Here is an 11,851-nt window from a genome sequence, read left to right on the forward strand (position 1 = left end):
CCTTTATGCTTTTGATTGCCTGTAAATTCTTAAACTTTGAGAAAAGCAGTTTTAATAAATTGTATTCAACATATACTTGCTTGATTGAAAGTTGGTAAGTGCGAGCAGAATCGATAATCGTCAGATCAGAGATGTTCAACTGCTTATCATTAAACGAAAGGTGATCTATGGAAACATCGGCTTTTAATTCTTCAGCAAGATATGAAGAGAATTTTTTCCTTACGATCTCATCCACTTTTGTCATCCTGATCGCCACATAAAAAGCGATATTAATGACAAAAATGATAGCAACAATAATTAAAAGCCATTTCTTTTTTTTCAATTATTCCTCTAAAGATTTACCGCAAAGACGCGATGACGCAAAGAAAAACAGAGTTCAGCATTTTAGTGTTTCAGAATTTCAACAATCATCATTCTTCAATTATTATCCAATATTCAATATTCAATTTCCAAGTTTCCTGATCGCTTTTTTGATCTTTTCCTCACTCGGTAATTTTATTTTATATTTCGCAATAAATATTTTTTCTTCCAAACCATCTAAAGCATAAACAACTTCTTCTTTACCTGCTTCTTTACAGATGATCAGACCGATCGTATCTTTTTCGTGAAAATATTGTTTATTTCTCCTGTAATAACCGATGTATTTATTCATCTGACCAATATCGCGACTGTCCAATTTCCCGATTTTCAATTCGACTAAAATAATACACGGAATTCCTCGATGATACAAAACCAGATCGATATAATGCGTTTCATTATCGATCTTGATGGGAATTTGTTTTCCTTTGATGAAAAAATCTTCACCTAATTCCTGCAGGAATTTTTCAAAATTATGAGTAATCTTTTTTTCCAATTCTTTTTCGTCTTTTTTAGAACTAAATTCAATGAAATTAAAATCGTATGTATCCTTGAAAATCTTTTTTGTGTCGATGGCAGGTAGTTTTGTTTGGGAAATTTCTATGATTTCCTGCTTGGATGTATTTTCATAAAGATTGGATTTGATCTGTTTTTTAAGTTCTCGATAACTCCATGAATGCAAAATTGCCTGATCTTGATAAAAACCTCGTTCTTTTTCATTTTCAACTCCGATCAAACAAAGGTAGTGATTCCAACTCAATTGTCCGTGCAATGCCCGGACAATTGGAAAAATCCTATAAAATTTTACAATTTCATATAGTCTTTGTCTGTTGACATCTAAATCTGATCCTAAATTTCGGATTAAATATTTTCCATAATTAGCTCTATCTTTGAACTTCATTTCTTCCCGGACGATTCTTTCACCAATCTGCCAGTAAGTTTGAACTTTGATATTATCAACTGATTTATAAGCAGTATATCTTCCTTTGGAAATGATACTTTTCAGTTCTTCCAAAAGATATTGGTAATTCTGTTTATCGATTTGCTCATTTCCTGATTTTTGTAATTGTTTATCTTTATTCATACTTATATTTCCAACTAATTTTCATTTCAATTGTGTACGCATTGCGTTCACAATTTTGTTTCGATAATTCTGTAATCATTACAAATTATCACTCAATAATATATTTTCCTTAATAATGCAGGTTGAATTGTCCGTGCAATGCACGGACAATTTATACTATTCATTAGAATTTCAGTTATCATCTTTTGATATTTTCTCTTTTTCTTTCTTCAACAATCAACAATCAGCAATCACCATTCGATATTCTTTTTTCTTATTTCTTCAACAATCTTTATTCAACAATCATCATTCGAAAATCAATATTCAATATTAAATATTAAATTTCCTTCAGAATTCCTTCTTCCAGATGAAGATGTCTATCCATTTTTCCGGCAATTTCGCGGTTATGAGTTGCTATCAGGAAAGTCTGTTTTTTAGATCGATTTAATTCAATGATCAAATTTATCAGTTCTTCGCTGTGATGAGAATCGAGATTTCCGGTCGGTTCGTCGGCAAAGATTATTTCCGGACTATTGATCAAAGCACGAGCAACTGCAACTCTCTGTTGCTCTCCTCCGCTCAACTGGTTTGGATAATGTTCTTTTCTCTCAAAAATATCAAGAGCTTTCAGCAGCTTTCGGGCTTCTTTTATACTCTTCTTAAGATTTTTGGTAGCTAAAAACATGGGCATCGCAACATTCTCTTCTGCTGTAAAATCTCCAAGAAGATAATGAAATTGAAAGACAAAACCGATCTTCTTATTCCTGAATTCATTAACTTTTCTATCACTGATCTTTATCTCATTTCCTGAATAATAGATTTCCCCCTCATCAGGACTATCGAGCATTCCTAATAAATGCAGGAAAGTACTTTTCCCGCTTCCTGACTCTCCGGTTATAGCAACCATTTCTCCGGACTTCATTTCCAAGTCTATTCCATTCAGAATCTGCAATCTTCCTGTTGCTTCTTTATAACTTTTTTTTAAATTTCTAATTCTTAATAAACACATAACTCATCCCCTAATCCCTTCTCTTGAGAAAAGAAGGGAAAAATAATGGAAATATCCTATATCTAACTCCTTAAAATCTCCGTTACATCCAGTTTTGTGATTTTTTTCAAAGGAATAAATGATGCTCCTGAAATTATTAACAATGAAACGAGAAGTATTATTATCCAGCTTAATAAATTAAAACTCACATTGATTTTCTCTAAAAAATAGACATCTCCTTTTAAGAGGAAAAATGTCTGTTTACTTAAAAATATCGCGATCAGAACACCGAAAATTTGTCCAAAAGTAACAGCAAAGATCGAGATAATAAATGTTTTCCCGATAAAAATATTTTTCAAAATCCTGCTCGATGCTCCAAACGCTTTAAGAATTCCCAGATCCTGTTTTTTTTCAATGATAGAAGTGGAGACAGAACTGACGACATTAAAGGAAGCAATCAAAATCAGGAAACTGAGAATAATGAAGATCACCCATTTTTCCAGTTTTAGAAGAGAAAAGAGATTTCCGTTAAAATCGATCCAGGAAGTTATCTGAAATTGATGATCTAGTTCGGAAGACCAGCGATAAGCAAGGTAGTCCGCTCTTTCGATATTTTCATCAGAAAGTTTGATCTCAAGCATTGAATATTCGTTAACTGCTGAAATAAATTCCGCAGCAGACTGATAATTCATAAAAACATATTTGCTGTCATATTCATACATTCCGGATTTGTAGAGACCAACAACTAAAAATTCCTGTTTTTGCGGTTTCATTCCCAGCGGAGTAATCTGCGAATTCAAAGGACTGATCAATGTCAAAGTATCTCCAATTGACAGGTTCAGGCTTTTCGCTAATTTATAACCGATCACTGCTTCGTTCAGATTTTGCAATTCATATCTTCCTTCTGAAATATATTCTTTATAAGAAGTCGGCTGATTTTCCTGCCTCCAATCTATACCCCGAAGCAAGCAGCCTTTAACTCGTTTCTCATTCGTACACATCGCTTGCGTCATAATGATGGCTGCATAACTTTCGATTTCAGTCTGTTCTTCACAAAATCCTGATAATTGTTCGATATTTTCTTTATCCAGATTTCCCTCTCCGGGATTAAAAATATAAATATGGGAATTAACTCCCAGAATCGTCTTTTTCAGGACTTTCTCATATCCTTCAAAAATGGAAAGTGCAACCGTTAAAGTTGCAACAGAAATGACGATCCCAACGACCATAAAAATCGAATCAAACCGCAGCCATTCCTTTTTAGGCGAAAAAATATATTTCTTTAAAAAATATCCAACCACTTTATTCATGGTGTTTAACTTTTATTATAAAAGAATTCTGTCAACTTTTGTCTGTAGTTCGGAACCTTTAGTCCGGCTCATGACTGATTGTTCCGAGACCTTTTTTTTAGGAAACCGAACAAGTTCGGTTCTACAGTAACTCGGAACTCGTTCCGAGAAATATCTTGCCTTCAATAATCGAAATTAGAAATTTACATCATGAAAAATGAAAAAAATATCATTAGTGTTAGTAGGAGAACAGACATTCCCGCTTTTCATAATGATTGGTTTTTTGAAAAATTGAAGCAAGGTTATGTTGAAGTCAAAAATCCTTTCAATCCGAACCAGATCAGAAATGTCAGCCTGAAAAAAGAGGATGTTCTTGGTTTTGTGTTCTGGACTAAAAATCCCGAAAAGATGATTGGAAAATTAAATTTACTGAAAGATTATTTCTATTATTTTTTATTTACTTTAAATCCTTATCAAAAAGATATTGAAACGAATGTTCCTGAAAAAACCAAAATAATCGATGCTTTTAAAAAATTATCTGATTTGATCGGAAGAAAAAAAGTTATCTGGAGATATGATCCGATTTTACTTTCAGAGAAGTATGATCAGAATTATCATTTTGAGCAATTTGATGATCTGGCAAATAAACTTCATCATCACACCGAAAAATGTATCATCAGTTTCCTTGATCTTTATCGAAAAACAAAAAGGAAAACCAAACATCTGAATTTGAAGGAGGTTTCCGAAAATGAAAAAATCGAAATCGCAGGAAAGTTTTTTGAAATTGCAAAAAAATATGATCTCAAGATCCAATCTTGCGCTGAAAAAATCGATTTTACAGAAGTTGGAATTCCAGCCGGAAAATGTATCGATGATGAATTGATTTCAGAAATTAGCCGTCAGCCGTTAGATGTTAGAAAAGATAGAAATCAGCGAAAAGAATGCAAATGTGTGCAAAGTATCGATATTGGAGATTACAATACTTGTTTACATCATTGTCTTTATTGTTATGCAGATTAAGTCTCGAGTTCATAAGAGCGAAGCGAGAATGGACTTGAGACGACGACGACCATCCAAAAGCAAAACTGAACTTGAGAAAAACCATCAACCCACAATGAAACGGGATTTAAAAAATGAGTTTTTATCAGCATTCCGACTGAACTCCATCAGGCTAAAGCCGATGAAGTCCAGTCTCAGAAAAATTTACTTTGACAGCATTTATCCAATCAGAAAAAAATCATCTCAAATTTTAAAGAGGTGTTTATGAAATATTTTTTAACAATTATTTTATTAATTACAATTTCATTTCTATCCGCAAGCGAACTCCACATTTCAATCCAAAATCCGAATGATCAACTTCTAAAATGGATAGAAGAACAAAATATCGAAATCGTTATTTTCCGGAAAAATGAAAAAGTTGAAATCATAATCGATGAAGATCAATTGAATTTTTTCAATAACAATCAATACGATTTTGAAATTCTCTCAACCGAAGAACAGCGATTACGAGATATTGCCGGCTATCGGAATTACGAAGATGTGGAAACAGAATTACAGGAAATTGCAGCAGATTATCCCAGTATAACCGAATTAACCTCTCTCGGAAATTCAACCTGTCACGATTACTATCTTCACGGAGATGATGATTATTCAGATTTTCAATTTAAGATCTGGTGTCTGAAACTCTCCGACAATCCAACCACAAATGAAGATGAGCCGAATGTTTTCTATGCCGCAGAAATTCATGCCCGTGAACCGATCAGCCTGGAAGTCGATATGTATATTTTGAATTATCTCGTTTCCAATTATGGAGTTATCGACAGCGTTACCAGTTGGATCGACAGTACTCAAATCTGGTTCATTCCATTGATGAATCCTGATGGACACAAACTCGTTACGGAAGGCTGGCACACTTATCATCGCAAAAGCATGAGAGATAATAATGAAAACGGATTACCGGATTACAGTTCCGCAGATGGTGTTGATCTGAACAGGAATTTCGGATATGTCTGGGGAAGTAACGGAGCATCCGATAGTCCGAGTTCATCGATTTATCACGGTCCTAATGCCTGGTCCGAACAGGAAACAGTCTATGCTCGTGATTTGATCTATGCATATAAATTTTATGCGGGAATAACATACCACTCATCAGGTCAATGGGTTTTATATCCTCTCGGTCATCTTCCCGGAGCATGTTCACTCGATCATGAAATAATGGATGATCTGGCAGTTGAAATGGCTGAAACGATTCCTCGAATAACAGGAGGAGGGCATTACACTCCGATGCAAGCTGTTGATTTCGGTTATACATGTCAGGGAACAATGGGAGATTGGGGTTATGCTGAACAAAGAGTTTTTTCTTTTACAGTCGAACTGGCAACAACCTTTATTCCTCCTGAATCACAGGTTCAGCAGATCTGCGAAGATAACCTGCAAGCTGCTCTTATAATGCTCGATAGAGTAAATCATTCGACTGTAACCGGAAATATTACGGATGAAAATGATGAACCGGTAATCGCTGAAATCTATGTTACGGAAATTGATAGCGTCGGAGGAATGACGGAAGTAGAGCCGGTTCGCAGTGATTCCACTTTTGGAAGGTATTACCGGCTTTTGCTTCCCGGAGAATATACATTTACTTTTCATAAAGAAGGATATGCTGATATCAGGCATTATGATGTGACAGTTGATGAATTTTCAAACACTGAACTCAATATCTCTCTGAAACCGGAATTTATTCAAGCTGCGAATATCACGATCTTTGCTAATAACGATTCTCTTTATCTGCAATGGGAAGATGAATCGGATTACGATTATGAGGTTTATTCTTCTGCTGATCCTTATGATAATTTTGAAATAAATACCAACGGAGAATTTGTCGATGATATTTTTTGGAGAGAATTTATTGCTGAAAATAAACAGTTTTATATGATAAGAAGGATAGCAAAATGAGACTCGAGTTCATAAGAGCGTAGCGAGAATGGACTTGAGACGGCAAACTACCTCAAATCGTAAAACTGAAATATGAGATGAAATTGGTGATGGAAGCATTCGACTGAACTCCATCTGCTTCGCGATGAAGTCCAGTCTAATTGAGAAAATTATGCGCTGCAAAAAAGAAGAATTCATTAAAAACCAATATTTCCATTTTTATAATCATGCTGTCGAAAATGGATTATTATTCAGGGAAGATGATGATTATTTGTGGTTTTTAGACAAATTCAATCTCAAGTTGGAAAAATATCCTACTTCTGTTTTTGCATATTGTTTGATGCCAAATCATTTCCATTTTCTCTTGAGACAAGAATCCGATAAACCAATCTATCAAATTTTCAATGACTTGAACAACTCTTATGTTCCACATTATAATTTCAAATATAAAAGAAAAGGTAGACTTTATCGGGAGCCTTTACAGCATATACATATCAAAAAGGAAAACTATCTTATCTATTTATGCCAATATATTCATTATAATCCGGTAAAAGCAGGATTAGTCAAAGAATTGGAAGACTGGAAATATTCAAATTATCCGGAGTGGATTGGTTTGAGAAATGGAAAACTTTATAATAATGAATTGCTTTTAGCTTATTTCGGAAATCCGCGAGAATACAAGAAACAAATAAAAGAGCATGAGAAATATATGAAAGAAAAGGAATTTGGAAAACTACTATTTGATTGAGACTCGATTTCAGAGGAGCGAAGCGACGGTGGACTTGAGACGACAAACTACCTCAAATCGTAGAACTGAAATATAAGATGGAATTGGGTGGCGGAAACATTCGACTGAACTCCATCTAACTGAAGTTGATGAAGTCCAGTCTAAATCATCCAATTTTCGGAATCAATTATGCGTTAACAATTATGAATAAAACCAGGAGTAAATAAATGAAACAATTTTTATTTTTTGTATTTACCTCAATTTCTATAATGTTATTTTCACAAGGATTAAATTCGCGATATGAAGTAATCGAAAACTTCGATGACGGAGAGATCGACCTTTATTCATTTCCCGGAGAAGATAACGATCCTGATGATTGGGCTCTTGATCAGATCAACACTTTTAACAACTCTCCATTTTCTCTACGAATTTTCGGTAACACCTGGAAAGTTGAGGATATCGAACCGACCGTGATCGATTCCGGAAATGTCTGGCAGATAGCAATGTTTGTTCAAGAAGTTAGCGAAATACAAGCGTTTGGAATCATGGATACAGCAAATGTTCTACTTTATTCTTTATTCGGAACACAAGAACTCGACATTGAAGAATGGATTCCGGTTTATCAGGGTGCATTCGAGGAAGAAACCTGGAATTTGATCCAACTTCCGGTTGCTGATGACTGGTTTGCCTGGTATGATTATTATCCAACTATCGAATCTTTAGTTTTCGTCAACGATCAAGATGATGGAGATCCCGGAATTGTTTATTTTGATGAAATTTTAAATATTACCGAAGATCTTCCCGTTCCACCGCAGGTCGAGATAAGTTACGACATCGGAGATATTTATCGTAAACAAAATGGACAACGGAATGTCGATGTTCAATTTTATTCCGAAGTTATCGATCCTGACAGCGAAGATCATCTATTCTTATGGGATTTTGGAGATGATTCCACCAGTGTCGAGCAAAATCCGATTCACACATATTTAGTTGAAGATGATCATCCTTACACGGTTCTGCTTGAAGTTGTCGATACTACAAATTGCTGGGGACAAGCAGTCTGTCAAATCGAAGTTGATGAAGGAGAAACAACCTTTCCCATCACCATGAACTTTGTCGGAGATATCATGCTTGCTCGTGGCTATGAAAGTGGTGGAGGAATAATTCCTACTCAAGGAGTTGAAGCGATATTTGAACCAACCCTGGATATTCTGGGAAATGCTGCTGATATTACAATTGCTAACCTCGAATGTCCGCTCACAACACATTGGGAGCACCATCCGACCAAGACGATTTATTTCAAAGGTTCTCCCGAAAATGTCGATGGTCTGGTTTATGCCGGAATCGATATTATCACCCTTGCCAACAACCATGTATATGATTATATGCTGCCCGGAATGCAGGAAACTCAACAGGTTCTGGCAGATAACAACATTCTATATTCAGGAGCAGGAGCAGATTCTTATGAAGCTTATTTACCTCTTTTTTACAATAAATCCGGTGTGAATATCGCTTTCCTTGCTTCCAGCGACAGAACCGGTCAATACAACAATTATCAACCGTATTTAAATGCTGGATTCAACAAACCGGGATTTGCTTATATGACTCCTTATTATGTGCAGAAACAGATCCAGGAAGTTCAGGATGTTGCTGATCTGATCGTTGTTGAAGTTCATTGCGGCAGCGAATATTCAACTCAACCCGGAAGCAATTACGATAAATCCATTCCGCTTTATCAATATGAAGAACCTTTCCCGGAAGATGAGGAATACACTTTCCGCTTAGACATTCCACACATGTGGGATGTTGAATACAGACATTTCATGATCGATGCCGGAGCAGATGCTGTTATTTGTCACCATCCTCACATAATTCAGGGTTTGGAAATCTATAACGGAAAACTGATCGCTCATTCACTTGGAAATTTTGCTTTCGACCTATCTTATGCGGAAACAATGCCGACTATGATCCTGAACACCAAGATCAATGAAACCGGTTTTTATGAATATTCTGTTACTCCTGTTTTCATCGATGATTATATTCCCCAAAGAGCTGAAGGCGGACTCGGTCTGCACATCCTCGATTATGTAGCCAGACGCTCCAAAGAAATGAATACTTACCTGCATGTAGATCGGGAAGAGATCACAGCTTCAGTTATTTTTGATACTCTGAATATGGAAATAAACACGGAAGATTATGCAGAAATATTATCGCTTTCGGAAAATAACGGGGAATGGTTTTCCGAACCTTTTAAATTACAAAGAGACGGTCATATCTCTTTGATCAATTCGATCACTCCCGGAAATAGCTGGCAATATCGTTTGGGTAGAGAGATCGTCTGGTTTGGCAACTGCGAAGATGAAGGCTGTACTCTCTGGAATCTGAACAGTGATGACGAATGGTATGATGATACTGAATCTTATGAAGGAGAGCGTTCCATCTGTCATCGCAGATTTCCTGATTCCGGAGATAATATTGTCACGAATTTTACCAATCGAATTAAAAGATATTCTGACGGTGATTTTACTTTGCACGGATATTTCAAAACCCAGAATGGAAGTAATGTTACGATCGAAGCCAGGTATTATCAAACAAGAGGTGATAATCCTTGGCTAGATACAGAAGATATCGGAGTTTTGATCGATGGTGACACAAGTTGGAATTTTTATTGGAAGAAGCTCGAAGTTCCGGACAACTGCAATTTCTTCGATATCAGATTGAACAGCGATATGCCTGCTGACGGAGAAGCATTATCATGGTTCGATAATGTCGGGATCATCGAATGGTCGGATTGGGAAACCTTTGATGAATATGCAGAAATAGAAAATCCGCATGATTATTATTTTCTGCAGATCAAATCCGGAACTCAACTAGGGCATGCTGTTTTGAGTTATACAGAAACAAATTATGGAGAAGGTCCAGTCGTTCAAAATGATGAAGAACATGAAATTCCAACTCGAGGAAGATTAATTGCTAATTACCCCAATCCCTTCCATCCTTCCACCACAATTTCTTTTCAATTAAACACCGAAAACACCGAAAACACCGAAATCAATATCTATAACATCAAAGGACAAAAAGTAAAACAGATTGTCAGCAATCAGCGATCAGCAGGACAGCATTCAGTCATCTGGGATGGACAAGATAGTAATAACAAAGCAGTAAGTTCCGGAATCTATTTCTATAATTTAAGAATTGACGGGAAAAGTATCGATACGAAAAAGTGTTTGTTGTTGAGGTGATGTAACTCGATTTTCCGAGTTCGAGCGTAGCACATTTTTGTAAAATGTGAAATTTTCAAAGAATCAATCTATCACAGAATACAATTCTGTGCTACATTATAACTCAATCATCCGTCAAATGCCTGACACGGTCTTGATTGTGAAATGTAGAACCAAACTTGTTCGGTCTAACAAAAACAGAAATAAATGTCTCGGAACAAGTTCCGAACTATGAAGGAGCAACAAAAGGAAAAATATGAAAATAATCTTCGCTTTAGTCATCCTGTTTGTATTGACATTTTACTTTTTGCAGGGAATCGAATTATCTCTTGAAAATAATATCTTAACAATTTCAGGTAGTTTCGAGCTTGAGAAATTTCCAGCACAAAAAATTAACGGAATCGAATATCTGAAATTCGATACTTCAGATTTCGGTAAAACCGGAAATAACGGAGAAGCAGAATTACCTGTATTTTCCAAATTAGTAAATCTTCCAAACACTGGAAATTATGTTCTGAAAGATCTGGAATATGATTTTGAAGAATTGGATTTGGATAAAAAGATCATTCCTTTCGGTTGGGAAGATAACACTCCCATAAATTCCGAATTTTATTATAAAGACGAGTGGTTTCCCAAAGAAATTATAAAAATTTCCAAACCAAGTATAATGCGAGGAGTCAGGTTTTCTCAAATTTCCCTCGCTGCTGCTCAATATAATCCTGCTCTTAACAAAATAAGAATTCTGAAAAATATCAAAGTAGATTTGGAATTAGATCCTTCCAAAAATGAAAATTCTGTTGCTAATGATAGAAATTCCAATATTAAACCCTTTTCCAACATTCTTATTGAAAAATCCGGAAGAACAGAAACTCCTTCATATTATAATGGAAATTACCTTCTGATCGCTCCTGATAATTGTGTTTCCTATTTACAGCCCTTATTAAGACACAAAGAAAAACTGGGTTACAAAACCAGGCTCGCAACTTTAACGGAAACAGGTTCGAGCAATACTTCCATTAAAAATTTCATCCAGAATGCTTATGATAATTGGGACTATCCGCCGGAAAATGTTATCCTGATCGGTGATGTGGATGGTACTATTGTCCTGCCCTCATATTTTGTCGAAGGTTACTGGACTCCTTGGGATGTAACCGATCATCCATATACTTTATTGGAAGGTGATGATTATTTCCCGGATATTATGCTTGGTAGAATTCCGGTTCGCTCTTTGACGCAACTGGCAACTGTTGTTAATAAGATCATCAAATACGAAAG

General features: G+C 35.6%; 9 protein-coding genes. 5 read left to right on the top strand and 4 right to left on the bottom strand.

Translation table 11 applies throughout. The features are described from left to right. From ENL20_06375 to ENL20_06390, 4 genes are all read right to left on the bottom strand, one after another. A partial coding sequence (locus ENL20_06375) for a hypothetical protein (protein HHE38180.1) occupies positions 1-322 on the bottom strand: 322 nt, incomplete at its 3' end. 120 nt (positions 323-442) lie between these two features. Beyond that, positions 443-1,441 (bottom strand): DUF1016 family protein, encoded by a 999-nt coding sequence (locus ENL20_06380; GenBank protein HHE38181.1) that lies wholly within the window; start codon positions 1,439-1,441, stop codon positions 443-445. Between the two features lie 316 nt (positions 1,442-1,757). Next, the gene (locus ENL20_06385; GenBank protein HHE38182.1) at positions 1,758-2,429 is read right to left on the bottom strand and encodes an ABC transporter ATP-binding protein; all 672 of its coding nucleotides are present in this window, start codon (positions 2,427-2,429) and stop codon (positions 1,758-1,760) included. 62 nt (positions 2,430-2,491) lie between these two features. Beyond that, positions 2,492-3,718, bottom strand: coding sequence for an ABC transporter permease (locus ENL20_06390; GenBank protein HHE38183.1), 1,227 nt, complete (start codon positions 3,716-3,718; stop codon positions 2,492-2,494). A 189-nt stretch (positions 3,719-3,907) separates the two neighbouring features. Here ENL20_06390 and ENL20_06395 point away from each other — a divergent pair, with 189 nt between their 5' ends. From ENL20_06395 to ENL20_06415, 5 genes are all read left to right on the top strand, one after another. After that, positions 3,908-4,717 carry a DUF1848 domain-containing protein gene (locus ENL20_06395; protein HHE38184.1) on the top strand — a complete coding sequence of 270 codons (810 nt, stop codon included), beginning with the start codon at positions 3,908-3,910 and terminating at the stop codon, positions 4,715-4,717. Between the two features lie 243 nt (positions 4,718-4,960). Continuing rightward, positions 4,961-6,649 (top strand): hypothetical protein, encoded by a 1,689-nt coding sequence (locus ENL20_06400; GenBank protein ID HHE38185.1) that lies wholly within the window; start codon positions 4,961-4,963, stop codon positions 6,647-6,649. Between the two features lie 151 nt (positions 6,650-6,800). Continuing rightward, positions 6,801-7,376, top strand: coding sequence for a hypothetical protein (locus ENL20_06405; GenBank protein HHE38186.1), 576 nt, complete (start codon positions 6,801-6,803; stop codon positions 7,374-7,376). A 206-nt stretch (positions 7,377-7,582) separates the two neighbouring features. Further along, the gene (locus tag ENL20_06410) at positions 7,583-10,597 is read left to right on the top strand and encodes a T9SS type A sorting domain-containing protein (protein ID HHE38187.1); all 3,015 of its coding nucleotides are present in this window, start codon (positions 7,583-7,585) and stop codon (positions 10,595-10,597) included. Between the two features lie 235 nt (positions 10,598-10,832). Then, the coding region (locus ENL20_06415) for a hypothetical protein (protein HHE38188.1) at positions 10,833-11,851 on the top strand (1,019 nt) is incomplete at its 3' end.

It is taken from the genome of Candidatus Cloacimonadota bacterium, from assembly GCA_011372345.1.
Lineage (GTDB): Bacteria > Cloacimonadota > Cloacimonadia > Cloacimonadales > TCS61 > DRTC01.

Coding starts and splice junctions, on each gene's coding strand:
- ENL20_06380 (HHE38181.1), bottom strand. CDS start 1,441: ATGAATAAAGATAAACAATTACAAAAATCAGGAAATGAGCAAATCGAT.
- ENL20_06385 (HHE38182.1), bottom strand. CDS start 2,429: ATGTGTTTATTAAGAATTAGAAATTTAAAAAAAAGTTATAAAGAAGCA.
- ENL20_06390 (HHE38183.1), bottom strand. CDS start 3,718: ATGAATAAAGTGGTTGGATATTTTTTAAAGAAATATATTTTTTCGCCT.
- ENL20_06395 (HHE38184.1), top strand. CDS start 3,908: ATGAAAAATGAAAAAAATATCATTAGTGTTAGTAGGAGAACAGACATT.
- ENL20_06400 (HHE38185.1), top strand. CDS start 4,961: ATGAAATATTTTTTAACAATTATTTTATTAATTACAATTTCATTTCTA.
- ENL20_06405 (HHE38186.1), top strand. CDS start 6,801: ATGCGCTGCAAAAAAGAAGAATTCATTAAAAACCAATATTTCCATTTT.
- ENL20_06410 (HHE38187.1), top strand. CDS start 7,583: ATGAAACAATTTTTATTTTTTGTATTTACCTCAATTTCTATAATGTTA.